This is a genomic window from Citrobacter sp. wls706 (assembly GCF_005281305.1).
In the GTDB taxonomy this organism is placed as follows: domain Bacteria; phylum Pseudomonadota; class Gammaproteobacteria; order Enterobacterales; family Enterobacteriaceae; genus Citrobacter; species Citrobacter werkmanii.
In genome coordinates this window covers 418,221-443,208 of record NZ_SZXG01000031.1, presented here as the reverse complement: position 1 = coordinate 443,208, position 24,988 = coordinate 418,221, and the positions used below count along the sequence as shown (strand labels likewise).

The 24,988-nt window shown below is 51.3% G+C and carries 26 protein-coding genes; 22 read left to right on the top strand and 4 right to left on the bottom strand.

The features are described from left to right. Nucleotides 1-153 precede the first annotated feature (153 nt). Together manA and FDW92_RS12770 are read left to right on the top strand one after the other, a co-directional pair. A complete protein-coding gene (gene manA / locus FDW92_RS12775) occupies nucleotides 154-1,329 on the top strand; it encodes a mannose-6-phosphate isomerase (RefSeq protein ID WP_042308588.1) in 1,176 nt (391 codons plus the stop codon). A gap of 106 nt (nucleotides 1,330-1,435) precedes the next feature. After that, nucleotides 1,436-2,944, top strand: a complete 1,509-nt coding sequence (locus tag FDW92_RS12770; protein ID WP_042308612.1) for a YdgA family protein — start codon at nucleotides 1,436-1,438, stop codon at nucleotides 2,942-2,944. 45 nt (nucleotides 2,945-2,989) lie between these two features. Here FDW92_RS12770 and FDW92_RS12765 read toward each other — a convergent pair whose 3' ends face one another. Next, nucleotides 2,990-4,018, bottom strand: a complete 1,029-nt coding sequence (locus tag FDW92_RS12765; protein WP_038640443.1) for a Mal regulon transcriptional regulator MalI — start codon at nucleotides 4,016-4,018, stop codon at nucleotides 2,990-2,992. 169 nt (nucleotides 4,019-4,187) lie between these two features. Between FDW92_RS12765 and malX the strand changes: the two genes are divergently transcribed. From malX to add, 8 genes are all read left to right on the top strand, one after another. Beyond that, nucleotides 4,188-5,780 (top strand): maltose/glucose-specific PTS transporter subunit IIBC, encoded by a 1,593-nt coding sequence (malX, locus tag FDW92_RS12760; RefSeq protein ID WP_042308591.1) that lies wholly within the window; start codon nucleotides 4,188-4,190, stop codon nucleotides 5,778-5,780. A 10-nt stretch (nucleotides 5,781-5,790) separates the two neighbouring features. Further along, nucleotides 5,791-6,963 (top strand): MalY/PatB family protein, encoded by a 1,173-nt coding sequence (locus FDW92_RS12755; RefSeq protein WP_042308593.1) that lies wholly within the window; start codon nucleotides 5,791-5,793, stop codon nucleotides 6,961-6,963. Between the two features lie 476 nt (nucleotides 6,964-7,439). After that, nucleotides 7,440-7,625: a general stress protein gene (locus FDW92_RS12750; protein WP_006684659.1), complete on the top strand. Its 186-nt coding sequence runs from the start codon at nucleotides 7,440-7,442 to the stop codon at nucleotides 7,623-7,625. A gap of 92 nt (nucleotides 7,626-7,717) precedes the next feature. After that, nucleotides 7,718-8,215: a ferritin-like domain-containing protein gene (locus FDW92_RS12745; RefSeq protein WP_038640435.1), complete on the top strand. Its 498-nt coding sequence runs from the start codon at nucleotides 7,718-7,720 to the stop codon at nucleotides 8,213-8,215. 24 nt (nucleotides 8,216-8,239) lie between these two features. Continuing rightward, the gene (locus FDW92_RS12740) at nucleotides 8,240-8,746 is read left to right on the top strand and encodes a ferritin-like domain-containing protein (protein ID WP_042308595.1); all 507 of its coding nucleotides are present in this window, start codon (nucleotides 8,240-8,242) and stop codon (nucleotides 8,744-8,746) included. 50 nt (nucleotides 8,747-8,796) lie between these two features. Continuing rightward, on the top strand, nucleotides 8,797-10,203 hold the full coding sequence (locus FDW92_RS12735) for a cytochrome ubiquinol oxidase subunit I (RefSeq protein ID WP_042308597.1): 1,407 nt from the start codon (nucleotides 8,797-8,799) through the stop codon (nucleotides 10,201-10,203). After that, the gene (cydB, locus tag FDW92_RS12730; RefSeq protein WP_042308600.1) at nucleotides 10,203-11,213 is read left to right on the top strand and encodes a cytochrome d ubiquinol oxidase subunit II; all 1,011 of its coding nucleotides are present in this window, start codon (nucleotides 10,203-10,205) and stop codon (nucleotides 11,211-11,213) included. The genes FDW92_RS12735 and cydB overlap by 1 nt, the downstream gene beginning before the upstream one ends. 161 nt (nucleotides 11,214-11,374) lie before the next feature. Continuing rightward, nucleotides 11,375-12,376: an adenosine deaminase gene (gene add, locus FDW92_RS12725; RefSeq protein WP_042308602.1), complete on the top strand. Its 1,002-nt coding sequence runs from the start codon at nucleotides 11,375-11,377 to the stop codon at nucleotides 12,374-12,376. A 76-nt stretch (nucleotides 12,377-12,452) separates the two neighbouring features. Here the strand turns inward: add and FDW92_RS12720 are convergent, their stop codons facing one another. Continuing rightward, entirely contained in the window at nucleotides 12,453-13,493 is a 1,041-nt protein-coding gene (locus FDW92_RS12720) for an oxidoreductase (protein ID WP_042308603.1), read from the bottom strand. A 240-nt stretch (nucleotides 13,494-13,733) separates the two neighbouring features. Between FDW92_RS12720 and blr the strand changes: the two genes are divergently transcribed. Further along, a complete protein-coding gene (gene blr / locus FDW92_RS12715; protein WP_038643149.1) occupies nucleotides 13,734-13,859 on the top strand; it encodes a division septum protein Blr in 126 nt (41 codons plus the stop codon). Here blr and FDW92_RS23065 read toward each other — a convergent pair. Then, a complete protein-coding gene (locus tag FDW92_RS23065) occupies nucleotides 13,817-14,035 on the bottom strand; it encodes a hypothetical protein (protein ID WP_167371241.1) in 219 nt (72 codons plus the stop codon). The genes blr and FDW92_RS23065 overlap by 43 nt on opposite strands. Nucleotides 14,036-14,149: 114 nt before the next feature. Between FDW92_RS23065 and ydgT the strand changes: the two genes are divergently transcribed. The 11 genes from ydgT to gstA all read left to right on the top strand — a co-directional run bounded on the left by ydgT (nucleotide 14,150) and on the right by gstA (nucleotide 23,993). Further along, entirely contained in the window at nucleotides 14,150-14,365 is a 216-nt protein-coding gene (ydgT, locus tag FDW92_RS12710; protein ID WP_008784684.1) for a transcription modulator YdgT, read from the top strand. Nucleotides 14,366-14,456: 91 nt separating this feature from the next. Further along, complete coding sequence (locus FDW92_RS12705; protein ID WP_042308613.1) at nucleotides 14,457-14,897, top strand: DUF2569 domain-containing protein; 441 nt, start codon at nucleotides 14,457-14,459, stop codon at nucleotides 14,895-14,897. 76 nt (nucleotides 14,898-14,973) lie between these two features. Next, a complete protein-coding gene (gene rsxA, locus FDW92_RS12700; RefSeq protein WP_003029144.1) occupies nucleotides 14,974-15,555 on the top strand; it encodes an electron transport complex subunit RsxA in 582 nt (193 codons plus the stop codon). Next, nucleotides 15,555-16,133 (top strand): electron transport complex subunit RsxB, encoded by a 579-nt coding sequence (gene rsxB, locus FDW92_RS12695; RefSeq protein ID WP_042308606.1) that lies wholly within the window; start codon nucleotides 15,555-15,557, stop codon nucleotides 16,131-16,133. Before rsxA ends, rsxB begins: the two co-directional genes overlap by 1 nt. Then, the gene (rsxC, locus tag FDW92_RS12690; protein WP_137400632.1) at nucleotides 16,126-18,150 is read left to right on the top strand and encodes an electron transport complex subunit RsxC; all 2,025 of its coding nucleotides are present in this window, start codon (nucleotides 16,126-16,128) and stop codon (nucleotides 18,148-18,150) included. Before rsxB ends, rsxC begins: the two co-directional genes overlap by 8 nt. Then, nucleotides 18,151-19,203, top strand: a complete 1,053-nt coding sequence (gene rsxD / locus FDW92_RS12685) for an electron transport complex subunit RsxD (protein ID WP_038640414.1) — start codon at nucleotides 18,151-18,153, stop codon at nucleotides 19,201-19,203. It abuts the gene before it with no gap. Between the two features lie 9 nt (nucleotides 19,204-19,212). Then, on the top strand, nucleotides 19,213-19,833 hold the full coding sequence (rsxG, locus tag FDW92_RS12680; RefSeq protein ID WP_042308621.1) for an electron transport complex subunit RsxG: 621 nt from the start codon (nucleotides 19,213-19,215) through the stop codon (nucleotides 19,831-19,833). 3 nt (nucleotides 19,834-19,836) lie between these two features. Further along, nucleotides 19,837-20,529, top strand: coding sequence for an electron transport complex subunit E (locus tag FDW92_RS12675; protein ID WP_038640410.1), 693 nt, complete (start codon nucleotides 19,837-19,839; stop codon nucleotides 20,527-20,529). Next, nucleotides 20,529-21,164: an endonuclease III gene (gene nth, locus FDW92_RS12670; RefSeq protein WP_038640407.1), complete on the top strand. Its 636-nt coding sequence runs from the start codon at nucleotides 20,529-20,531 to the stop codon at nucleotides 21,162-21,164. Before FDW92_RS12675 ends, nth begins: the two co-directional genes overlap by 1 nt. 613 nt (nucleotides 21,165-21,777) lie before the next feature. Continuing rightward, a complete protein-coding gene (gene dtpA, locus FDW92_RS12665) occupies nucleotides 21,778-23,283 on the top strand; it encodes a dipeptide/tripeptide permease DtpA (RefSeq protein WP_042308624.1) in 1,506 nt (501 codons plus the stop codon). 104 nt (nucleotides 23,284-23,387) lie between these two features. Beyond that, nucleotides 23,388-23,993 (top strand): glutathione transferase GstA, encoded by a 606-nt coding sequence (gstA, locus tag FDW92_RS12660; RefSeq protein ID WP_042308627.1) that lies wholly within the window; start codon nucleotides 23,388-23,390, stop codon nucleotides 23,991-23,993. Nucleotides 23,994-24,066: 73 nt separating this feature from the next. Here gstA and pdxY read toward each other — a convergent pair whose 3' ends face one another. Further along, nucleotides 24,067-24,927 (bottom strand): pyridoxal kinase PdxY, encoded by an 861-nt coding sequence (gene pdxY, locus FDW92_RS12655; RefSeq protein WP_042308629.1) that lies wholly within the window; start codon nucleotides 24,925-24,927, stop codon nucleotides 24,067-24,069. Nucleotides 24,928-24,988: the final 61 nt, after the last annotated feature.

Sequence of the window (24,988 nt, the reverse complement as noted above, 5' to 3'; positions counted from 1 at the left end):
ATACTCAGGGTATTAAAAGCGAGTCACCATATCCTACACAATTTTTTAACAAAAACTGAGACAAGTACGACTTTTTACATGTGCAGGTTACTTCCCTCAGGGTTTCTTGGTTTAATAGCCAGAGAAAATTCCACATTCAAACAGGGCTTGAGAATGCAAAAACTCATCAACTCAGTGCAGAACTACGCCTGGGGAAGTAAAACTGCGTTAACGGAACTTTATGGGATTGCCAACCCAACTCAGCAACCGATGGCTGAACTTTGGATGGGAGCGCACCCAAAAAGCAGTTCGCAGGTTCAGAGCGCTGATGGTCAGACGGTTGCTTTACGCGACGTTATTGAAAGCGATAAATCCGCGCTATTAGGCGATGCCGTTGCCGAACGCTTTGGTGAACTGCCCTTCCTGTTTAAAGTGCTCTGTGCTGCGCAACCCCTTTCGATTCAGGTTCATCCTAACAAGCACAATTCTGAAATCGGGTTTGCCAAAGAAAACGCCGCCGGGATCCCGATGGATGCCGCCGAGCGCAACTACAAAGATCCTAACCACAAACCAGAACTGGTTTTTGCTTTAACGCCTTTCCTGGCGATGAACGCATTTCGTGAGTTCTCCGATATTGTTGCGTTATTACAACCCGTTTCCGCTGCGCATCCGGCTATTGCGCATTTCCTGCAGGAACCGAGCGCAGAGCGTCTGAGCTATCTATTTGCCAGCTTGCTGAATATGCAGGATGAGGAGAAATCCCACGCGCTGGCGATCCTGAAATCGGCGCTGAACAGTCAGCAGGGTGAACCCTGGCAAACCATCCGCCTGATCGCCGACTTCTACCCTAACGACAGCGGACTCTTTTCCCCACTGCTGCTCAACGTGGTTAAACTCAATCCCGGCGAGGCCATGTTCTTGTTTGCCGAGACCCCGCACGCCTACCTGCAAGGTGTGGCGCTGGAGGTGATGGCGAATTCGGACAACGTGCTGCGCGCCGGGCTAACGCCAAAATACATTGATATCCCGGAACTGGTCGCCAACGTTAAGTTTGTCGCTAAGCCTGCAAACCAGTTGCTGACCACACCGGTTAAAACAGATGGTGAACTGGACTTCCCTATTCCGGTCGACGATTTCGCCTTCTCCCTACATGAGTTAACGGCCACTGGTGCAGAGATCGGCCAGCAAAGCGCCGCAATTCTGTTCTGCATTGAGGGTGAAGCCGTGTTGAGCAAAGGTGAGCAGCGTCTGGTCCTGCAGCCGGGTGAGTCGGCCTTTATTAGTGCGAATGAATCGCCGGTAAACGTCAGCGGCAAGGGCCGTTTAGCTCGGGTTTATAACAAGCTGTAGCAAGATACTGATATTTTTAACAACTCTTGCTAAGCTGTAGTGAGTTAAAGACAAGTCACTCCTCCAGGCGTCTTCAAACGCCTGGTTTTATTTTATGGATATCAAAATGAAAAAATCGCTGGTAGCTGCGGGTGTAGTGGTTGCACTGGGTATCGTCTGGACGGGCGGTGCCTGGTACACAGGTAAAAAACTCGAAACGCATCTCGCCGAGATGGTGACACAGGCAAACAATCAGTTGAAACGCTACTCCCCTGAGGCGGGCATTGAACTGAGTTATCAAAACTATCAGCGCGGCGTGTTCAATAGCCAACTGCAACTGGTGGTTAAACCCATCACCGGGCAGCAAGATTCCTGGCTGAAGCCAGGGCAAAGCATCGTCCTTAATGAAACAGTTGATCACGGTCCTTTCCCGCTCGCACAGCTGAAATCGCTGAATCTGGTTCCCGCAATGGCCTCGGTGAAAACAACGTTGGTGAATAACGACGTCACCAAACCACTGTTCGACATTGCCAAAGGCGAAACGCCATTCATCATTAACTCCCGTATCGGTTACAGCGGCGATACCCGTTCCGATCTCTCCCTCAAACCACTGAACTACGAGAATGGCGATGAAAAAGTGGCCTTCAGCGGCGGGGAATTCCAGTTTACGGCTGACAAAGACGGTAATGCGGTTTCGCTAACTGGTGATGCGCAAAGTGGTCTGGTTAATGCGGTCAATGAGTACAACCAGAAAGTACAAATTACCTTCAATAACCTGAAAACTGAGGGTTCCAGCAGTATCGCCAGCTTTGGTGAGCGTATTGGCGACCAGAAGTTGTCACTCGAAAAACTGTCGATTGCAGTTGAGGGTAAAGAGTTGGCGGTTCTGGAAGGCATGGGTATCGATGGTAAATCCGATCTGATCAACGAGGGTAAAACCGTCAACAGCCAACTGGATTACACCCTGAACAGCCTTAAACTGCAGGGCCAGGATATGGGTAGCGGCAAACTGACGCTGAAAGTGGGCCAGATTGATGGTGAAGCCCTGCACCAGTTCAGTCAGCAGTATAGCGCCCAAACCAAGGCGTTGATGTCACAAATCGATGTGGTGCAAAACCCTGAGCTATATCAGCAGAAAGTCACCGAAGCCTTCTTTAATGCCCTGCCGATTCTGATGAAAGGCGAACCGGTTATCACTATTGCGCCGCTGAGCTGGAAAAATGCGAAAGGTGAAACCGCCTTTAATTTTTCTCTACTACTAAAAGATCCGACCGCAAACACCGTAGAGCCGCAAACGCTGGCCCAGGAAGTGGATCGCTCCGTCAAATCACTGGATGCTAAGCTGACGATCCCTGTCGATATGGCGACTGAATTCATGACGCAGATTGCCAAACTGGAAGGATATCAGCAGGAAGAAGCGGCGGGTCTGGCGAAGCAGCAGGTTAATGGCCTCGCGGCGATGGGTCAGATGTTCCGTATTACGACGCTGCAGGACAACGTTATCGGTTCCAGCCTGCAATATGCGAACGGTCAGGTAACACTTAACGGACAGAAAATGTCGCTGGATGAGTTTGTTGGCATGTTCGGTATGCCTGCCTTTGCTGAGCCGGATGCTCCTGCAGCCCCGCAACAGTAAATATCCGTTACGACAGGCCCGATAACATTGCTTATCGGGCTTTTTTTATTTCGCGACGACCAGTCGGGCGGCAAGCGTCAGATTGCGCGAATGGCTTTCATCGTGGCCAATGCGTTGTAGCATGCGTTCCGCAAGGGTGTATCCCATTTCACGGGCAGGCGTACAGGCCCAAATGATGGGAATGTCATCCAGCGCGCTTTCCGCCACATCAGCAAATCCGGCCAATGATATTTGCTGTTCAAAGTAGCGATCCACGCCTGTTTCACCGCTCTGTCGCCCTGCTCTCATCAGGCCAAACCAGGCGCCTACGGCAATGGTTTCGTTGTAGCACACCACCGCACTGATTGTGGGATTCCGGCGTAACAGCGCCGTCACCTCTTCCGCGGCCTGCTTTTGGCTGGATGAACACTCCAGCACCCAGTCGCTATGAAACGGCAAACCATACTTTAACAATGTCGCGCAATAGCCGCCGACGCGCTCTGCCCGGGTTAATGAAGAGCTTTGCCCGCCCAGCCAGGCAATGCGCTGGTGCCCATGGCGTATCAGTTGTTCAACCAGGAGTTGCGCGGCCTGCATGTTATCAGGTCTGACGGTGTCAACGTCATCCATATAGCTGGCGCGTGACGCAAACACCACCGGGATCCCTTTCTCAGCGGCCAGTTGTTGTAGCGCGTCACTGCTGCCTGCGGCCCCGGCGATCACCACGCCATCAACCCCTTGATTAAGTAACAGTGTGAAGCGCTGCGTCAGCTGTTCGCCGTCTTTGCCGCCATGCAGTAAGAAGACCATGCGCCCCTGGGCTTCTAATGCTTCCGTCAGCCCCGCCGTCAGCTCGGCGTAAAACGGCGTAGAAAGATCGCGCACAATCAAACCCACGACTCCGCTCTGCCCACCGCGTAGGGCTGATGCTTGCCGATTACGCACAAACCCCAGTTGCTCAATGGCAGCATTTACCCGCTCACCGGTTGCTGATGAAATACGTCCTTTGCCACTGAGTACCAATGAGACGGTACTGACCGAAACACCCGCAGCCAGCGCAACATCATGGATCGTTATTTTTTTGGCTATAGCCATAAAAACAGAAAACTCCCTGATAACGTGACCGATAAAACGTTTTATCAATCACTTATATTTATACCCTCTATTATCGTTCGATAATGTGATTTATACCGCACTAAAATTAGGTAAAACGTTTTATCTTCTCGCCATCATTAGCCAGCCTGATTTAACAAGGAGTCGTTTAATGACGACGAGAACCACACCAAAAATAACGTTATGGGAATTTTTCCAGCAGTTGGGCAAAACTTTTATGTTGCCCGTGGCTCTGCTCTCATTTTGCGGGATCATGTTAGGGATCGGCAGTTCGTTAAGCAGCCACGATGTCTTAACGTTAATCCCGGTGTTAGGAAATCCGGTGCTACAGGCCATCTTTACCTGGATGAGCAAAGTTGGCTCATTTGCGTTTAGCTTCCTACCGGTGATGTTTTGTATTGCCATTCCTCTTGGCCTGGCGCGCGAGAATAAAGGCGTGGCGGCGTTTGCCGGTTTTGTTGGTTACGCGGTAATGAACCTTGCCGTCAACTTCTGGTTAACCGCCAAAGGCATCTTACCCACCACTGATGCGGCGATCCTGAAAGCCAACAACGTGCAAAATATTCTGGGGATCCAGTCGATCGACACCGGGATCCTCGGCGCCGTTATCGCTGGGATCATCGTCTGGATGCTGCATGAACGCTTCCATAACATTCGTCTGCCGGATGCCCTGGCCTTCTTCGGCGGCACTCGCTTCGTTCCCATCATCTCCTCGGTGGTGATGGGCCTGGTCGGTCTGGTTATTCCCCTGATTTGGCCGGTTTTCGCCATGGGCATTACCGGACTCGGTCACATCATCAACAGTGCAGGTGAATTTGGTCCTATGCTGTTTGGTACCGGCGAACGTCTGTTGTTGCCTTTTGGTCTGCATCATATTCTGGTGGCATTGATCCGCTTTACCGAAGCGGGCGGCACGCAGGAAGTCTGTGGTCATAGCGTGAGCGGTGCATTGACTATTTTCCAGGCTCAATTGAGCTGTCCGACAACGCAAGGTTTCTCTGAAAGCGCAACCCGCTTCCTGTCCCAGGGTAAAATGCCGGCGTTCCTCGGCGGGTTACCGGGTGCAGCGTTAGCGATGTACCACTGCGCACGTCCAGAGAATCGTCATAAAATTAAAGGGTTATTAATTTCCGGTCTGATTGCCTGTGTAATTGGTGGTACGACCGAACCTCTCGAGTTCTTGTTTCTGTTCGTGGCCCCGGTTCTGTACGTGATCCATGCTTTGCTTACCGGTCTCGGCTTCACCGTGATGGCGGTGCTTGGCGTTACCATCGGTAACACTGACGGTAACCTGATCGACTTCGTGGTATTCGGCATCCTGCATGGATTATCTACCAAGTGGTATCTGGTCCCTGTCGTCGCAGCTATCTGGTTTGCGGTGTATTACGTCATCTTCCGCTTCGCCATCACGCGCTTCAATCTGAAGACACCGGGTCGCGAAGTCGAAATGGCCAGCACTATCGAAAAGGTGATGGCTGGATCGCCAGGTAAATCGGGTTATAACGTGCCAGCTATTCTGGCGGCGTTGGGCGGCGCGGAAAACATTGTTAGCCTGGATAACTGCATTACTCGTCTGCGCTTGTCAGTGAAAGATATGTCGCTTGTTAACGTACAAGCTCTGAAGGACAATCGTGCCATTGGCGTAGTACAACTCAATCAGCATAACCTTCAGGTTGTTATTGGTCCGCAGGTCCAGTCAGTGAAAGACGAAATCGCGGTTCTGATGAACACCGTACAGGCTTAAGGACAACAATATGTTTGATTTTTCTAAGGTTGTGGACCGACACGGCACCTGGTGTACCCAGTGGGATTATGTTGCCGACCGTTTTGGCTCAGCGGATCTTCTGCCGTTCACCATCTCTGACATGGATTTTGCAACTGCCCCCTGCATTCTTGAGGCACTTACCCAGCGCCTGTCCCATGGCGTGTTGGGTTACAGCCGTTGGAAAAATGATGAATTTTTGGCGGCTATTCAGCACTGGTTTCTTACGCGTCACAATACAAAAATCGATCCTCAGTCGCTGGTATATGGTCCCTCGGTCATCTATATGGTGTCAGAGCTGATTCGCCAGTGGTCTTCCGCGGGTGATGCGGTGGTTATTCACACCCCGGCTTACGACGCGTTTTACAAAGCTATTGAGGGTAATCAGCGCGTGGTGCGCGCTGTCGAACTTGAAAAACGTACTGACGGTTGGTACTGCGACATGACCGCACTGGAGAATGCCCTGTCTCGCCCAGAGAGCAAAATTCTTCTGCTCTGTAGCCCACAAAATCCGACGGGCAAAGTGTGGACGCGTGATGAGCTGGAAACCATGGCGGAACTGTGTCAGCGCCATGGTGTAAAAGTCATTTCCGATGAGATCCATATGGATATGGTATGGGGTGATCACCCGCATATCCCCTGGAGTAACGTCGCGCGTGACAGCTGGGCGCTGCTCACTTCCGGCTCAAAAAGTTTTAATATTCCGGCACTGACCGGGGCTTACGCGATTATTGAAGACACTCAAAGCCGTAACGATTATCTCAGCGCATTAAAAGGTCGCGATGGTCTTTCCTCACCTGCGGTGCTGGCGCTGACAGCACATATTGCCGCCTATCAACAGGGCGCAAGCTGGCTTGATGCGCTGCGGGATTATCTTGCCAGCAATCTGCATTACGTCGCCCGCGAGCTTAATGCCGCATTCCCCGAACTGAGCTGGCAGGTTCCACAGTCTACCTATCTGGCGTGGATTGACCTGCGTCCGCTTAACATTGATGATCACACATTACAGGAAGCGCTTATCCACCAGCAGAAAGTTGCCATCATGCCAGGATACACCTACGGCGAAGAAGGACGCGGTTTTGTGCGCCTGAATGCCGGATGTCCGCGCTCAAAACTTGAAAAAGGCGTTCAGGGGTTGATTAACGCCATCCGTACAATACGTTAAACAGGTTTGCGCAATGAAAACCTCATTGCGCGCCTTCTCTACCTGACGCTTTACCACCCTGTTTATCCAGCATCGTCGAAAAGCCCGCGTTATCCCTTGCACCGGGGAAAGAAGTTGAGCGTAGACAAAAATGAATATCATGACATTTAATAATGCTATTTTATGTCTGAGCGGAACGCTTCGGTTTTATAATTTATAATTTAAGAAAATTTACAAGAATAACCCTGATTGAGCACTCATATTTTTATTCCCTCTAACTCTCAGACGGTTACGATTATTTATTAATCAAACATCATTCATAATAAGCGAAGCGGTATTTTCCGCAATCCATTGAAAATTATCAATACGGACTGATTCACCTATCAGCATTAAATTTGACTTAATACAAATAGCCGCTAACTTTAAGCCTTGAACAACGACGGATACGAAATTATTTTTTTGTATCTGACTGACATAACCGATATATGAGGTGATATATGGCAGAGCATCGTGGTGGTTCCGGTAACTTCGCAGAAGACCGAGAAAAAGCATCAGAAGCGGGCCGTAAAGGCGGTCAACATAGCGGTGGTAACTTCAAAAACGATCCACAACGCGCATCTGAAGCAGGTAAAAAAGGTGGGCAAAGCAGCCACGGCGGTGGCCGTAAGTCTGACAACTCCTGATAGTTAGCGTTATTTTCATCTTTTAATTAAAAGAGTGTCCTGCGGGTCTGTATGGGGCTCGCAGTTATTTTTAACCTCTAAAGGATATTAATATGCATATGAAAAGCATTGAAGACGTATTTATTCACCTACTTTCAGATACCTATAGCGCTGAAAAACAGTTAACGCGCGGACTGGCTAAACTCGCCAGAGCCGCCTCAAGCGAAAAACTCAGCAAAGCGTTTAATGCCCACCTGGAAGAAACCCAGGGGCAAATTGAACGTATTGACCAAATCGTTGAGCAAGAACCGGGAATTAAGATTAAACGCATGAAATGTGTGGCGATGGAAGGCTTAATTGAAGAGGCTAATGAGGTTATAGAAAGCACCGAGAAAAATGAAGTACGCGATGCAGCATTAATCGCAGCCGCACAGAAAGTGGAACATTATGAAATTGCCAGCTACGGCACACTGGCAACCCTGGCAGAACAACTGGGGTATAAAAAAGCCGTAAAACTCCTCGCAGAAACGCTTGAAGAAGAGAAACAAACCGATCTGAAATTAACCGATCTGGCGGTTGGTAACATTAATAAAGACGCTGAAAAACGATAACCATACTGACTCGAGGAAATTACGATGAATCACTTAGAACATTACCATGACTGGCTACGCGATGCGCACGCGATGGAAAAGCAAGCGGAGTCAATGCTGGAATCGATGGCGAGTCGTATCGATAATTATCCTGATTTGCGTGCCAGAATTGAGCAACATATTAATGAAACAAAAAGGCAAATTACCCTGCTGGAAGAGATCCTCGATCGAAACGATATCTCGCGTTCTGTATTAAAAGACTCCATGAGTAAAATGGCCGCTTTTGGTCAGTCGATTGGCGGCATGTTTCCTTCTGACGAAATTGTAAAAGGCGCAATCAGCGGCTATGTATTCGAGCAATTTGAAATAGCCTGCTACACATCGCTTTTGGCCGCTGCCACAAAGGTCGGTGATACCGCCTCTATCCCCGCTATCGAAACGATTCTCGCTGAAGAACGTGAGATGGCCGACTGGCTGGTTAAACATATTCCGCAAACGACAGAACAATTTCTCTTACGCTCTGACGCTGACGGTGTTGTAGCCAAAAAATAATCTCATTACGCTCTGCTTCAGGCAGAGCTTCCTCGGATGGGGTCTGTACCGTGCCTGAACTTGACGCTTTTTATTTAGCCCGTTTTCAGTTCGCCTTCACTGTCTCTTTCCATATTCTTTTTCCCGCGATTACGATTGGACTGGCCAGCTATCTGGTGGTGCTGGAGGGGATGTGGCTGCGCACGCGAAACAATCTCTGGCGCTCGCTCTATAATTTCTGGCTGCAAATCTTCGCCGTCAATTTTGGGATGGGTGTCGTATCCGGCCTGGTCATGGCTTATCAGTTTGGTACCAACTGGAGCGGCTTTTCGCAATTTGCCGGCAGTATTACCGGACCACTGCTGCTTTATGAAGTCCTGACCGCCTTTTTCCTCGAAGCGGGCTTCCTTGGCGTAATGCTATTCGGCTGGAACAAAGTATCTCCAGCGCTGCATTTCTTCACCACCTGTATGGTGGCGCTGGGCACGTTGCTATCTACCTTCTGGATCCTGGCTTCCAATAGTTGGATGCAAACACCTCAAGGTTTTAGCCTCGAAAATGGGCATGTCATTCCCCAGGATTGGCTGGCTATCGTATTTACCCCTTCCTTTCCGTATCGCTTATTGCATATGTCGATTGCTGCTTTTCTGAGTAGCGCGATGTTCGTTGGCGCATCTGCCGCCTGGCATTTACTGCGGGGTAACGATACTCCTGCCATTCGTAAAATGTTTTCGATGGCGCTGTGGATGGCTCTGATTGTCGCCCCTATTCAGGCGGTTGTTGGAGATATGCATGGCCTCAATACCCTTGAGCATCAGCCTGCAAAAATAGCGGCCATTGAGGGGCACTGGGAGAACCCCCCCGGAGAGGCAACGCCATTGACGCTGTTTGGCATGCCTGACATGGAGGAAGAGCGCACCAAATACGCTCTGGCGATCCCTGCGCTGGGCAGTCTGATTCTGACCCATAGTCTGGACAAGCAGGTTCCTGCGCTGAAGGATTTTCCCAAGGAAGATCGCCCCAACTCCGCGATTGTATTTTGGTCGTTTCGCATCATGGTTGGCATGGGCGTGTTGATGATCGCCCTGGGTATCTGCAGTGTCTGGTTACGTTGGCGCAAGCGCCTGTACCATTCCCGTCCATTCCAATGGTTTGCACTTTTGATGGGGCCGGCCGGACTATTGGCCTTATTGGCCGGTTGGGTGACCACGGAGGTTGGCCGCCAGCCCTGGGTCGTATACGGCTTTTTGCGCACCCGTGATGCCGTTTCGTTGCACAGTACAACGCAAATGGTCATCAGTTTGCTGGTATTTATCGTCGTTTACAGCACCGTCTTTGGCGTGGGTTACCACTACATATTCAGACTGATTAAAAAAGGTCCTCAGCCGGTCAGTGAACTGACCTCACAAACCGATGGCACCCCTGCGCGTCCGCTTTCCGCCGCAGAACCGGTAACGGATGAAGAGGAGAAAATCTGATGGACATCGATATCACCGTAATCTGGTTTATTATCATTGTCTTTGCCACGCTGATGTACATCGTAATGGATGGTTTCGATTTGGGCATTGGTATGTTGTTTAGCATTGTACATGCCCCCGGCGAACGAGATGTGATGGTGAACAGTGTGGCCCCCGTCTGGGACGGGAATGAAACCTGGCTGGTGCTCGGTGGGGCCGGTCTCTTTGGCGCCTTCCCTCTGGCTTATGCTGTGATTGCTGACGCACTGGCAATTCCACTCACGATGATGCTAATTGGGTTGATTTTTCGCGGTGTGGCGTTTGAGTTTCGCTTTAAAGCCACGCCGTCGCATCGGCTATTTTGGGATTACGCATTTGCCGGTGGATCGTTGCTGGCGACCGTGAGTCAGGGGATCGTTGTTGGCGCCGTGATTAACGGTTTCGATATAGCAGACCGTCGCTTTGCCGGGTCGGCATTGGATTGGTTGACCCCATTTAATGTATTTTGCGGCCTCGGACTGGTTGCCGCCTATCTGTTACTCGGCAGCACCTGGCTGATAATGAAAAGCGATGGCGCGCTTCAGGAACGGATGCGTAAATTAACGCGCCATGTTCTGCTCGCTCTGCTGGCGGTTATTGCCGTGGTCAGCATCTGGACACCCCTTAACTGGCAATACATTGCAGAACGCTGGTTCACGCTACCTAATTTCTACTGGTTTGTGCCGGTCCCCATTCTGGTGACGATACTCAGTCTGTGGATTTGGCGTCTGAGCAGCGACAACACCAGCCATGCACGACCTTTTATCCTGACGCTGGGATTGATCTTTCTGGGATTTAGCGGCTTAGGTATCAGCCTGTGGCCCTATATTATTCCGCCGCATGTTACCTTGTGGGATGCAGCGGCTCCCCCTGCAAGCCAGATGTTTATGCTGGTTGGCACGCTTATTATTATTCCGGTCATTCTGATGTATACAGCATGGAGCTACTATGTCTTTCGCGGCAAAGTATCTGACGGAGAAGGCTACCATTGACCAGGATAGCGCGCCGATCGCCTGACTCATTGAAAACCTGAAATATATGTCCACAATGTTCCACTTTTACAAAGTGTTGGCGCACTTTATTCAAAGTTTTTAGAGAATTATGATTCTGTTGTATAATGCCCTGCACTTTACCTAAAAATACGAGTGCGACCATGATTGATACTTCTCTCCCCTTAACCGACGTCCATCGCCACCTTGATGGTAACATCCGTGCCCAAACGATCCTCGATCTGGGTCGCCAGTTTAATTTAACCCTCCCGGCGCAGACGCTGGAAACGTTGATTCCTCATGTGCAAGTGACGTCAACCGAGCCTGATTTGGTCAGCTTTTTATCCAAACTGGACTGGGGCGTAAAGGTTCTGGCCTCGCTGGACGCCTGCCGCCGCGTCGCGTTTGAAAATATTGAAGATGCCGCACGCAACGGCCTGCACTATGTTGAACTACGTTTTTCCCCAGGCTATATGGCAATGGCCCACCAACTCCCTGTAGCAGGCGTGGTTGAAGCCGTAATTGCAGGCGTGCGCGAAGGCTGCAAAGCCTTTGGCGTTGAAGCGCGTTTAATTGGCATTATGAGTCGTACCTTCGGCGAAGCCGCCTGCCTGCAGGAACTTGATGCGCTGTTAGCACACCGTGATCATATTACTGCGCTGGATTTGGCCGGTGACGAACTGGGCTTCCCGGGTAGTTTGTTCCTGTCACACTTCAACCAGGCACGCGATGCAGGCTGGCATATCACCGTCCATGCCGGCGAAGCCGCGGGACCAGAAAGTATCTGGCAGGCCATTAAAGAATTGGGCGCTGAACGCATTGGTCATGGTGTTAAAGCGGTCGAAGATCGTGCGTTGATGGATTACCTCGCCGAGCATCGTATCGGCATTGAATCCTGCCTGACATCGAACATTCAGACCAGCACCGTCGCTGCGCTGGCGACCCATCCGCTGAAAACATTCCTTGAACATGGCGTTGTGGCCAGTCTGAATACGGACGACCCGGCAGTTCAGGGTGTCGATATTATTCACGAGTACACTATTGCCGCGCCTGCCGCAGGTTTAACTCGCGAACAGATCCGCCAGGCACAAATCAATGGTCTGGAAATGGCATTCCTGAGTAACGAAGAGAAACGTACGCTGCGCGAGAAAGTCGCCGCAGCGTAACGCTTATCCGGCCTACGTGGCGTTGCATTGTGGGCCGGATAAGATGCCAGGGCATCGCCATCCGGCATGTGTCTTATCAGGCAAGGCATAGCGTAGAGCGGTGTTTCGCGGACTCAATACCAAGCTCAATCAGCTCCATAATCTGGATAGCTTGTCTCGCCGGGACCGGGTTTTCACCGTTACCGTTCAGCGCATCACGGATGCCTGCATAGTACGCCGGGTAATTGCCCGGCACGGTCAGCCAGGTCTCTTCAACCCGCTCATCGCCTTCAACTCGCGTCAATACACCATCGCGCATGTCGTAACCCCAGTCTTCCTGAGGCAGACGCTCACCATTTTTCAGACGTTCTTCCTGTGGATCAAGACCATACTTGACGTAGCTCCCACGTGAGCCGTGCACGATATAGCGGGCCGATTCTGCGGCCGCCAGCATGGTTCCATGTAAAATCACACGACGCTGCGGATACGTCAGAATGGCATGGAAGTAATCTGTCGATTGCGCCCCCGGACGCAGTTGCGCCAGATCCACAGTCATACTGACCGGCAAACCAAACAGATTAATCGCCTGATCCAAAAGATGTGGCGCTAAATCATACCAAATACCGCTTCCCGGACCGCCTTGTTCACGCCAACGGTCACGAACCTGTGGGCGGAAACGATCGAAGTGGGATTCAAAATAGGCAACTTCGCCCAAAACACCATCCGCCAATAACGCTTTCAAGGTCAGAAAATCACTGTCCCAGCGCCGGTTATGGAAAACAGAGAGTACGCGTCCCAGACTACGCGCAAGTGCATCCAGCTCACGAGCTTGTGACAGTGTCACGGTGAAAGGTTTATCAACAACCACATGTTTACCCGCTTCCAGTGCAGCCTTCGCTAACGGGAAGTGCGTGTCATTTGGCGTAGGGATCACAATCAGGTCAATATTAGGATCGTTAAAAAGGTGCTTCGGTTCAGCAACAACCGTCACTGTAGGCCAGTCGGCCTTCACTTTTGCTTCATCACTACTGGACACCACAGCCAGTTCCAGGCCCGGTGTGCCCACAATCAGGGGGGCATGGAAGGTTTTACTGGCGTAACCATAGCCGATTAGCCCAACGCGGATGTTGTCACTCATGTTATTGCCTCTCAATTCAGACCGACCTATTTCACACCATACCTTGCAACGTCTCAATAGTTTAATAACCTTTGCGCTACAAAGGATTTTTATTAACTTAAGTCAAACATATGCTTCTTAAGCTGAATTTGCCGCGAAAAAGTGGCTGAAATCGTTCCCAATCTTCTTGCTGTATTATGGAGAGATTAGTAACATTTGCAGCCTGTGTTTATGGATAAATCAAAGCAAATGTCATCAGTAATGAATCGTCTTATTGAGTTAGCAGGTTGGATTGTTCTTGCGGTCTCCGTGATCCTGCTGGGTATTGCCAATCATATTGACAATTACCAGCCACCGGAACCAATTGCAGCAGTGCAGAAAAAATAAGCGTCATCGGCCTTTTCGCCCAGCAATTCACCTTCACGCATTGCTGGGTCCGGCTGTAAAAGATCCAATTCTGTCAAAAAAAGCGAATTATGCCGCATCCCGCTCCCGCGCGTATTGCCTGCGATCGCGAAGCGCGCTAACCTTGCCGCAGGCGTACATAGCGCCTGCTTTTTCACAGGTATGCATACTCTTCTTACATTTGCGCGCAAATCCGCTTTTACCTGTGCACATTGTTTATTTCTTAATATTTACTACTCCGTTGGTATTATTTTATATATGGATCGCTCTTTATGACTGTTCAGGATTACTTATTAAAATTCCGTAAAATTAGTTCACTCGAAAGTCTGGAAAAACTATTCGATCATCTTAACTACACGCTCACCGACGATAACGACATTATCAATATGTACCGTGCAGCAGACCACCGTCGCGCGGAGCTCATCTCCGGCGGTCGTCTGTTTGACGTCGGTCAGGTACCTAAATCAGTCTGGCATTACGTGCAATAAAGAAGAAAGTAGCGCTCAACGTTAAAAGCTTTATAATAATTGCCCCAAAATGAATGGCATGTTTGATCGCGCGCGTAAACCTGGAGAAGAGATGACTACCACACCGGCACAACGTATCGGAGGCTGGCTACTTGGGCCATTGGCCTGGCTGTTAGTTGCGTTGTTGAGTGCTTCGCTGGCGTTGTTACTTTACGTCACTGCGCTGGCCACACCGCAAACCTTCCAAACGCTTGGTGAGCAAAGTACGACCAATTTGTTGTTATGGGGCGTCTCTTTTATTACGGCTATCGCCATGTGGTATTACACGTTATGGCTGACGATTGCGTTTTTCAAACGCAGAACCTGCGTGCCGAAGCACTATATTTTATGGCTGCTGATCTCTGTGTTACTGGCGATTAAAGCGTTTGCGTTTTCACCCGTCCCGGACGCCTTTGCCGTGCGCCAACTGCTGTTCCCTTTGTTAGCAACAGCACTGCTGGTGCCCTATTTCAAGCGCTCACAGCGCGTTAAGTCGACGTTTGTGAACCCGTAATAACCCTACAGTTAACCTGTTGTCGCCTGTTGTAGATTGTCAGATAATAGGCGGCTTTTTTATTTCAGGCCGAAAAATGACTGATTACCTGCTGCTGTTTGTCGGAACTGTACTGGTCAACAACTTTGTACTGGTTAAGTTTCTGGGGCTCTGCCCGTTTATGGGCGTTTCCAAAAAACTGGAAACCGCAATGGGTATGGGCCTTGCCACGACGTTTGTCATGACGCTGGCCTCCATTTGCGCATGGTTGATTGATACCTGGATCCTTATTCCGCTCAATCTCATCTATCTGCGCACGCTAGCTTTTATTCTGGTCATCGCCGTCGTCGTGCAATTTACCGAGATGGTGGTCCGTAAAACCAGCCCTGCGCTATACCGCCTGTTGGGGATCTTCTTACCGCTGATCACCACAAACTGTGCGGTGTTGGGGGTAGCGTTGCTGAATATTAACCTCGGCCATAACTTCTTACAGTCGGCGCTATACGGCTTTTCCGCCGCCGTCGGCTTCTCACTGGTAATGGTACTGTTTGCCGCTATTCGCGAACGTCTCGCTGTGGCAGACGTCCCTGCTCCGTTTCGCGGTAATGCGATTGCGCTGATTACCGCCGGTTTAATGTCATTGGCCTTTATGGGCTTTAGTGGTTTGGTGAAGTTGTAATGAATGCTATCTGGATTGCCGTTGCCGCAGTGAGTCTGCTGGGTCTGGCGTTCGGCGCTATTTTGGGTTACGCCTCGCGACGTTTTGCCGTTGAGGATGATCCGGTCGTGGAGAAAATTGATGAAATTCTCCCGCAAAGCCAGTGTGGGCAGTGCGGCTATCCGGGCTGTCATCCCTATGCTGAAGCGATCGGCTCGCAGGGTGAAAAAATCAATCGTTGCGCGCCCGGTGGTGAAGCGGTGATGTTAAAAATCGCTGCCCTGTTGAACGTCGACCCGCAGCCGATTGATGGTGATGAACAAGATGTTACGCCCGTGCGAATGCTGGCAGTCATTGATGAAAATAATTGTATTGGTTGCACAAAGTGCATTCAGGCCTGTCCGGTCGATGCCATTGTGGGTGCGACCCGCGCCATGCACACAGTGATGAGCGATCTCTGCACCGGCTGCAACCTGTGCGTTGACCCATGTCCAACGCAATGTATCGAATTACGCCCGGTGGCTGAGACGCCCGATAGCTGGAAATGGGATTTAAACACTATCCCTGTGCGCATCATTCCTGTGGAAAAACATGTTTAAGTTATTCTCTGCATTCAGAAAAAACAAAATCTGGGATTTTGATGGCGGCATTCATCCACCAGAAATGAAGACCCAGTCAAACGGTACGCCGCTGCGGCAGGTTCCGCTGGCGCCGCGCTTCGTTATTCCCCTGAAACAACATATTGGCGCGGAAGGTGAACTGTGTGTCAACGTGGGCGACACCGTCCTGCGTGGCCAGGCGTTAACCATCGGACGCGGCAAAATGCTGCCGGTACATGCGCCAACGTCAGGTACTGTTGTGGCTATCGCGCCGCACTCCACCGCACATCCTTCGGCATTAGCAGAGCTAAGCGTCATCATTGATGCCGATGGCGAAGACCGCTGGATTGAGCGTGATGGCTGGGCCGATTACCGCTCCCGTAGCCGGGAAGAGCTTATTGCACGTATTCATCAGTATGGCGTCGCTGGCCTGGGCGGCGCAGGTTTCCCAACCGGCGTTAAGCTACAGGGCGGCGGTGATAAAATTGAAACCCTGATCATCAACGCCGCCGAATGTGAGCCGTACATTACGGCAGATGACCGCCTGATGCAGGACTGCGCGGCGCAGGTCGTCGAAGGTATCCGCATCCTCGCGCACATTCTTCAGCCGCGTGAGATCCTGCTGGGAATAGAAGATAACAAACCGCAGGCAATTTCCATGCTGCGTGCGGTGCTGGCCGATTCGCACGATATCAGCTTACGCGTGATCCCGACAAAGTACCCGTCAGGCGGCGCCAAACAGTTAACACAAATTCTGACCGGCAAACAGGTACCCCATGGCGGACGCTCCTCAGATATTGGCGTGCTGATGCAAAACGTCGGGACCGCCTACGCAATCAAACGCGCGGTCATTGACGGCGAACCCATTACCGAGCGTGTTGTGACGCTTACAGGCGAAGCCGTCAGCCGTCCGGGCAACGTCTGGGCGCGATTAGGGACGCCGGTTCGTCATCTGCTCAGCGACGCGGGTTTCTGCCCTTCCGCCGACCAGATGGTGATTATGGGCGGGCCGCTGATGGGGTTTACGCTGCCGTGGCTGGATGTACCGGTGGTGAAGATAACCAACTGCCTTCTGGCCCCCTCTGCCAGTGAAATGGGTGAAACGCCGGAGGAGAAAGGTTGCATTCGCTGTAGCGCCTGCGCCGATGCCTGCCCGGCCGATCTTCTGCCGCAGCAACTCTACTGGTTCAGTAAAGGGCAGCAGCACGATAAAGCCACAACTCACAATATTGCAGACTGTATCGAATGCGGCGCTTGCGCATGGGTATGCCCGAGCAACATTCCGCTGGTGCAGTATTTCCGCCAGGAAAAGGCCGAGATTTATGCTATTAGCCAGGAAGAAAAACGCGCCGCAGAAGCCAAAGCACGTTTTGAAGCCCGACAGGCGCGACTTGAGCGTGAAAAAGCCGCACGTCTTGAACGCCACAAAAGCGCTGCCGTACAGCCTGCGGCTAAAGATCATGATGCCATCGCCGCCGCGCTGGCTCGCGTAAAAGAGAAACAGGCTCAGGCAATGCAACCGGTTGTTATTCAGGCTGGCGAAAAACCTGACAATAGCGCAGTGATTGCCGCTCGCGAGGCGCGTAAAGCACAGGCTCGTGCGGCCCGAGCGGAAAATTCAAACAAAATTGAAGACAGCAGCGCGGGTACCGACCCGCGTAAAGCCGCCGTTGAAGCGGCTATCGCCCGCGCCAAGGCCCGTAAACTTGAGCAACAGCCGGTTACTGAAACCGCTGAACCGGTTGACCCACGTAAAGCGGCAGTCGAAGCGGCTATCGCCCGCGCCAAAGCCCGTAAGCTTGAGCAGCAGGCGGTGACTGAAACCGCTGAACCGGTGGATCCGCGCAAAGCCGCCGTCGAAGCGGCAATCGCCCGCGCCAAAGCCCGTAAGCTTGAGCAGCAGCCGGTGACTGAAAGCGCTGAACCGGTGGATCCGCGTAAAGCCGCCGTCGCGGCCGCTATCGCACGCGCCCAGGCTAAAAAAGCCGCACAGCAGCAGGTTGTAAACGAGGAATAAATGGTATTCAGAATAGCAAGCTCCCCTTATACCCATAACCAACGTCAGACATCACGCATCATGATGTTGGTGTTACTTGCTGCATTGCCGGGAATCGTCGCGCAGCTGTGGTTCTTTGGCTGGGGGACGTTGTTGCAGATCGTTCTGGCCGCCATTAGCGCTATCGGCGCCGAAGCGGTCGTACTTAAACTGCGGAAACAACCCATTGCGCCGATTTTAAAAGATAACTCCGCGCTCCTTACGGGGTTGCTGCTGGCCGTGAGTATTCCTCCGCTGGCCCCCTGGTGGATGGTGGTATTAGGCACGGTATTTGCCGTTATCATTGCAAAACAGCTGTATGGCGGCCTCGGACAAAACCCGTTCAATCCAGCGATGATTGGCTACGTCGTACTGCTTATCTCATTCCCGGTGCAGATGACAAGCTGGCTGCCGCCGCAGGAAATTGCAGCCACGGTACCCGGATTCTTTGACGCTCTGAACGTAATCTTTACCGGACATACCGCGGGCGGCAGCGATATGAACGCGCTCCGTATGGGAATCGACGGCATCAGCCAGGCTACGCCCCTTGATACCTTCAAAACTTCTCTGCATGCGGGACGAACGGTTGAACAGGTAATGCAGTACCCGATTTACAGCGGCATGCTCGCGGGCGCCGGATGGCAGTGGGTTAACCTTGCCTGGTTGGCTGGCGGCATTGTGCTGTTATGGCAAAAAGCGATTCGCTGGCATATCCCGGTTAGTTTCCTGCTGTCGCTCGCTGTTTGCGCTACTTTAGGCTGGATTTTCTCGCCAGAGTCGCTGGCATCGCCTCAGTTACATCTACTTTCTGGCGCGACGATGCTCGGCGCTTTCTTTATTCTTACCGATCCCGTTACGGCATCGACCACCAACCGTGGTCGCCTGATTTTTGGCGCGCTTGCGGGTTTGTTAGTATGGTTAATCCGCAGTTTTGGTGGCTATCCTGATGGCGTGGCCTTTGCCGTGTTGCTGGCAAATATTACGGTTCCCCTGATTGATTATTACACCCGCCCTCGCGTGTACGGACATCGCTAAGGACAACATATGCTGAAAACGATTCGTAAACACGGTATTACTCTGGCGCTATTTGCCGCTGGATCTACGGGGTTAACCGCGGCAATCAATCAATTAACCAAATCCACTATCGATGAACAAGCGGCGTTGCAGCAAAAAGTATTGTTTGATCAGGTTCTGCCTGGCGATCGCTACAATAACGCGTTGTCTGAGAGTTGCTATCTGGTGAATGCGCAGGCGTTAGGTAAAGGGACTCACCGTGTATATATCGCGCGCCAGGACGATCGACCTGTTGCGGCAATTCTCGAAGCCACTGCCCCAGATGGTTATTCCGGGGCTATTCAGCTGTTGGTCGGTGTGGATTTCACAGGTACCGTATTGGGTACACGTGTGACTGAACATCATGAAACACCGGGGCTGGGCGATAAAATCGAACTGCGTCTGTCTGACTGGATCACCCACTTTAGCGGCAAAACGATCGGCGCGGGTAACGATGCCCACTGGGCTGTGAAGAAAGATGGCGGCGACTTCGACCAGTTTACTGGCGCAACCATTACGCCGCGTGCGGTAGTTAATGCGGTGAAACGCGCCGGTTTATATGCGCAGACGTTGCCAGCGCAACTCCCTCAACTTAGCGCCTGTGAAGAATAAACCATGAGCGAAATTAAAGATGTCATTGTCCAGGGGTTATGGAAAAATAACTCCGCGCTTGTGCAGTTACTTGGCATGTGCCCGCTGCTGGCGGTAACCTCTACCGCAACCAATGCGTTAGGCCTGGGACTGGCGACTACGCTCGTCCTGACGCTGACCAACCTGACCATTTCAGCCCTGCGTCGCTGGACGCCCTCTGAAATTCGTATTCCGATTTATGTCATGATCATCGCTTCCGTTGTGAGTGCGGTACAGATGCTGATTAATGCTTACGCTTTTGGTCTGTATCAGTCTCTTGGCATCTTTATCCCACTGATTGTGACTAACTGTATTGTTGTTGGTCGTGCTGAAGCCTTCGCGGCTAAAAAAGGCCCGGCATTATCCGCCCTTGATGGTTTCTCTATCGGTATGGGCGCAACTGGCGCCATGTTTGTTCTGGGTTCGCTACGTGAAATAATTGGTAACGGTACGCTATTTGATGGCGCAGACGGTTTACTTGGCAGTTGGGCTAAGGTACTACGTGTAGAGATCTTCCATACCGACACGCCGTTTCTGCTGGCTATGCTGCCACCGGGCGCGTTCATTGGCCTGGGCCTGATGCTGGCGGTGAAATATCTGATTGATGAGAAAATGAAGAAACGTCGTGCCGAAGCGGCTGTCGCAGACAGTCCGGTTGGTGAAACAGGGAATGTGTAATGAACAAAGCAAAACGGCTGGAAATACTGACACGCCTGCGTGATAACAATCCGCATCCGACAACTGAACTGAATTTTACATCGCCGTTCGAACTGCTGATTTCGGTCTTGCTCTCCGCGCAGGCCACCGATGTCAGCGTCAATAAAGCCACGGCTAAGCTGTACCCTGTCGCCAATACCCCTGCCGCTATGCTGGAGCTCGGCGTAGACGGGGTTAAGTCCTACATCAAGACAATCGGGTTGTTCAACAGTAAAGCGGAGAACGTGATCAAAACCTGCCGCATTCTGCTGGAAAAACATAATGGTGAAGTGCCAGAAGACCGGGCCGCATTAGAAGCCCTGCCCGGTGTTGGGCGAAAAACAGCCAATGTGGTGTTAAATACCGCCTTTGGCTGGCCTACCATTGCGGTAGATACCCATATTTTTCGCGTCTGTAATCGCACGCAATTTGCGCCAGGCAAAAACGTCGAGCAGGTAGAGGAAAAATTACTGAAAGTCGTACCGAGTGAATTTAAAGTCGATTGCCATCACTGGTTAATCCTTCATGGCCGCTACACCTGTATTGCGAGAAAACCGCGCTGCGGTTCTTGCATCATCGAAGATCTCTGCGAATTCAAAGAGAAAGTTGATATCTGATACTGATGGGGCGTTCTCTTTGCCCCTTTGACACATAACGATTAGTTATGCACTCCCTAAACAATCTTTTCCCGTCGATGATGCCATTCAACTGCGCATTTCTAACGCATTATTCTTGCGTATAAACACCTGAGCAGGTTAATCGTTTTTTTAGTAATAGAAATTTCTATCTATACGTGATGCAGATCACTCAGACAACACAATGTTAAATAATTTTTATTTTTTAGTTAAAGTGACAATCAGATGACCTTACTGAACAGTTTCTAAACAAAACATTACACTGACTATTTTTCAGATAATGGCCTATATCACTGGATTCAACCGTAAATAGCAGAACATATCGCCACATTGCGGTTTTTGGGTTGCTTAAACAGTGTAAAAATCTGCGATTTTTCAAATGAAGAAATTTAACGCTAGATAACATTTCTCTGTACCGATGATTTCACCACCCAGGATATATGTAACAGATTATTACAAACCACTTGTCTGAATGGTCAAGATAGTGAACATTACTTGCCGTTTCCCCTCCCACTATAACAATCGGACGGATGAACTTGATTCATCACGTACCTGAACACCCCCGTTGATATGGGATGTAAAAAAAGAGGTAAAAGTGTCTACTGCAAACAATAAACCAACAGAAAGCGTTAGTTTAAACGCCTTCAAACAACCGAAAGCGTTCTATCTCATTTTCTCGATAGAGCTGTGGGAACGTTTTGGTTATTACGGCCTGCAAGGGATTATGGCCGTCTACCTGGTTAAGCAACTGGGTATGTCAGAAGCGGATTCCATCACCCTTTTCTCGTCCTTTAGCGCACTGGTGTATGGTCTGGTTGCCATCGGCGGCTGGTTAGGTGATAAAGTTCTGGGAACAAAACGTGTCATTATGCTGGGCGCCATTGTTCTGGCCATCGGTTATGCGCTGGTTGCATGGTCCGGTCACGATGCTGGTATTGTTTATATGGGCATGGCGGCCATCGCGGTCGGTAACGGCCTGTTTAAAGCCAACCCATCCTCCCTGCTCTCTACCTGCTATGCAAAAGATGACCCGCGTCTTGATGGTGCATTTACCATGTACTATATGTCCGTCAACATCGGTTCATTCTTCTCTATGCTGGCAACGCCATGGTTAGCTGCGCGTTACGGCTGGAGCACCGCGTTCGCGCTGAGCGTCGTAGGTATGCTGATCACCGTGGTTAACTTCGCATTCTGTCAGCGCTGGGTTAAACAGTACGGTTCTAAACCTGACTTTGAGCCGATCAACTTCCGTAACCTGCTGCTGACCATCGCTGGCGTTGTGGTTCTGATCGCGATTGCGACCTGGCTGCTGCACAACCAGGAAATCGCCCGTATGGTTCTGGGTGTGATTGCCATTGGTATCGTATTTATCTTCGGTAAAGAAGCCTTCACCATGCACGGTGCTGCGCGTCGTAAAATGATCGTCGCCTTCATTCTGATGCTGGAAGCGATTATCTTCTTCGTGCTGTACAGCCAGATGCCGACCTCACTGAACTTCTTTGCGATTCGTAACGTTGAACACTCTATTCTGGGCATTGCTTTTGAACCTGAGCAGTACCAGGCGCTGAACCCGTTCTGGATCATCATTGGTAGCCCAATCCTCGCCGCTATCTATAACAAGATGGGTGATACGCTGCCGATGCCGACCAAGTTCGCGATTGGTATGGTGCTGTGCTCCGGTGCGTTCCTGATCCTGCCGCTGGGTGCGAAATTCGCCACCGATGCGGGCATCGTTTCCGTTAACTGGCTGATCATTTGCTACGGTCTGCAAAGTATCGGTGAGCTGATGATTTCCGGTCTGGGTCTGGCCATGGTGGCGCAGCTGGTTCCGCAACGTCTGATGGGCTTCATCATGGGTAGCTGGTTCCTGACCACTGCCGGTGCAAACATCATCGGCGGTTACGTCGCTAACATGATGGCAGTTCCAGAAAACGTGACTGACCCGCTGATGTCTCTGGAAGTCTACGGTCGTGTGTTCCTGCAGATTGGTGTTGCAACGGCGGTTATCGCTGTTCTGATGCTGCTGACGGCGCCGAAACTGAATCGTATGACTCAGGACGATGACGCTAATGAGAAAGCCTCTAAGGCCGCGACAGCGTAATTCTCAGGGAAACTCATTTTCAGGCCGCTAACTGTTGTTAGCGGCTTTTTTTTTGCCAGAGGTAGCACTACCATACGATAAACCTCAGCCAAAAGGAGTTACCGATGAAACTGTTCTACAAACCGGGCGCTTGTTCTCTCGCTTCCCACATCACACTTCGTGAGAGCGGTAAAGATTTCACGCTGGATGGTGTCGATTTGATGAAGAAACGTCTGGAAAACGGCGATGATTTTTTCGCGGTAAACCCAAAAGGACAAGTTCCCGCGCTGCTGCTGGACGACGGTACATTACTGACCGAAGGCGTCGCCATCATGCAATACCTGGCGGACACAGTGCCAGACCGCCACCTCCTCGCCCCTACCAGCAGTCTCTCCCGTTACAAAACCATCGAATGGCTAAACTACATTGCGACAGAATTGCATAAAGGCTTTACCCCGCTGTTCCGTCCCGATACGCCGGAAGACTTCAAGCCAACCGTTCGCGCGCAGTTGGAGAAAAAAATGCAGTACGTGAATGAATCGCTGAAAGATGAGCAATGGATCTGCGGCCCACGCTTTAGCATTGCAGACGCTTATCTGTTCACCGTGCTGCGTTGGGCTTATGCGGTTAAGCTGAATATGGCAGGATTAAGCCATATCGAGGCGTATATGGCGCGTATGGCTGAACGCCCGGCGGTTGCCGCAGCGTTGAAGGCTGAAGGGTTGAATTAATTGGTGTTGCCGGGTAGCGCTTGCGCTTACCCGGCCTGTACACCCGATAAGCGTGAGCGCCATCGGGCGTTGATTACAACTGCGTCGCGCTAAAGTAGTGTTCAGGCTTCGCGATACGATCCTGAGCGGCCACCACCTGCAACTCATACTCATGCATTTCTTTGGTGGCGATCATCACTTCATACACTGCCGCAGTCACATGCTCAAGCGCCTGCTGTAAAGACGCGCCCTGCAGCAGTTTCACCAGCAGCAAGCCGCTGGTAACGTCACCCACGCCAACCGGCTGACGCGCGCCAAAATCAACTAACGGTCGACTGATGTGCCACGCTTGTTCAGCCGTGACCAGCAACATCTCGAAACGATCGGTGCTGATACCCGCGCGAGCCAGATGCTTCACCAGCACAATTTCTGGCCCCTGGGCGATCAGCTCACGGGCAGCCATCACCGCTTCAGTCACATTGTGAACCGCATGTTCGCACAGAATTTCGAGCTCAACCAGGTTCGGGGCAATAATGTCGCTGGCCGGAAGCGCATGACGCACATGAAATTCCGCCACGCCCGGCGCGACGATACACCCTTTCTCCGGATGCCCCATCACGGGGTCACAAAAGTATTTTGCCCGCGGATTGGCCGCTTTAACCTGGCGCACAATACCCAGAATATGCTCACCCTGCTCGGCCGAGCCAAGATAGCCGCTCAGTACTGCATCACAGGTCTGGAGTTTATCGATATCGGCAATACCCTTCACGATTTCAGTCAGATGAGTCGGCGGCATAACGCAACCGGTCCATTTGCCGTACTGCGTGTGGTTAGAAAACTGCACGGTATTCAGCGGCCAGACATTTGCGCCAAGACGACGCATCGGAAATTCTGCCGCGCTGTTTCCCGCATGACCAAAAACAACGTGGGACTGGATGGCGAGGATATTTTTCATTTTACTTATCACAACCCTGAAAAAATAAAGGGGCGTAGTTTCCCACGCCCCTGCTAACTAA

Excerpts from the sequence above, each read along its gene's own strand:
- manA (WP_042308588.1), top strand. The coding sequence starts at position 154 with ATGCAAAAACTCATCAACTCAGTGCAGAACTACGCCTGGGGAAGTAAA.
- FDW92_RS12770 (WP_042308612.1), top strand. The coding sequence starts at position 1,436 with ATGAAAAAATCGCTGGTAGCTGCGGGTGTAGTGGTTGCACTGGGTATC.
- FDW92_RS12765 (WP_038640443.1), bottom strand. The coding sequence starts at position 4,018 with ATGGCTATAGCCAAAAAAATAACGATCCATGATGTTGCGCTGGCTGCG.
- malX (WP_042308591.1), top strand. The coding sequence starts at position 4,188 with ATGACGACGAGAACCACACCAAAAATAACGTTATGGGAATTTTTCCAG.
- FDW92_RS12755 (WP_042308593.1), top strand. The coding sequence starts at position 5,791 with ATGTTTGATTTTTCTAAGGTTGTGGACCGACACGGCACCTGGTGTACC.
- FDW92_RS12750 (WP_006684659.1), top strand. The coding sequence starts at position 7,440 with ATGGCAGAGCATCGTGGTGGTTCCGGTAACTTCGCAGAAGACCGAGAA.
- FDW92_RS12745 (WP_038640435.1), top strand. The coding sequence starts at position 7,718 with ATGCATATGAAAAGCATTGAAGACGTATTTATTCACCTACTTTCAGAT.
- FDW92_RS12740 (WP_042308595.1), top strand. The coding sequence starts at position 8,240 with ATGAATCACTTAGAACATTACCATGACTGGCTACGCGATGCGCACGCG.
- cydB (WP_042308600.1), top strand. The coding sequence starts at position 10,203 with ATGGACATCGATATCACCGTAATCTGGTTTATTATCATTGTCTTTGCC.
- add (WP_042308602.1), top strand. The coding sequence starts at position 11,375 with ATGATTGATACTTCTCTCCCCTTAACCGACGTCCATCGCCACCTTGAT.
- FDW92_RS12720 (WP_042308603.1), bottom strand. The coding sequence starts at position 13,493 with ATGAGTGACAACATCCGCGTTGGGCTAATCGGCTATGGTTACGCCAGT.
- blr (WP_038643149.1), top strand. The coding sequence starts at position 13,734 with ATGAATCGTCTTATTGAGTTAGCAGGTTGGATTGTTCTTGCGGTCTCC.
- ydgT (WP_008784684.1), top strand. The coding sequence starts at position 14,150 with ATGACTGTTCAGGATTACTTATTAAAATTCCGTAAAATTAGTTCACTC.
- FDW92_RS12705 (WP_042308613.1), top strand. The coding sequence starts at position 14,457 with ATGACTACCACACCGGCACAACGTATCGGAGGCTGGCTACTTGGGCCA.
- rsxA (WP_003029144.1), top strand. The coding sequence starts at position 14,974 with ATGACTGATTACCTGCTGCTGTTTGTCGGAACTGTACTGGTCAACAAC.
- rsxB (WP_042308606.1), top strand. The coding sequence starts at position 15,555 with ATGAATGCTATCTGGATTGCCGTTGCCGCAGTGAGTCTGCTGGGTCTG.
- rsxC (WP_137400632.1), top strand. The coding sequence starts at position 16,126 with ATGTTTAAGTTATTCTCTGCATTCAGAAAAAACAAAATCTGGGATTTT.
- rsxD (WP_038640414.1), top strand. The coding sequence starts at position 18,151 with ATGGTATTCAGAATAGCAAGCTCCCCTTATACCCATAACCAACGTCAG.
- rsxG (WP_042308621.1), top strand. The coding sequence starts at position 19,213 with ATGCTGAAAACGATTCGTAAACACGGTATTACTCTGGCGCTATTTGCC.
- FDW92_RS12675 (WP_038640410.1), top strand. The coding sequence starts at position 19,837 with ATGAGCGAAATTAAAGATGTCATTGTCCAGGGGTTATGGAAAAATAAC.
- nth (WP_038640407.1), top strand. The coding sequence starts at position 20,529 with ATGAACAAAGCAAAACGGCTGGAAATACTGACACGCCTGCGTGATAAC.
- gstA (WP_042308627.1), top strand. The coding sequence starts at position 23,388 with ATGAAACTGTTCTACAAACCGGGCGCTTGTTCTCTCGCTTCCCACATC.
- pdxY (WP_042308629.1), bottom strand. The coding sequence starts at position 24,927 with ATGAAAAATATCCTCGCCATCCAGTCCCACGTTGTTTTTGGTCATGCG.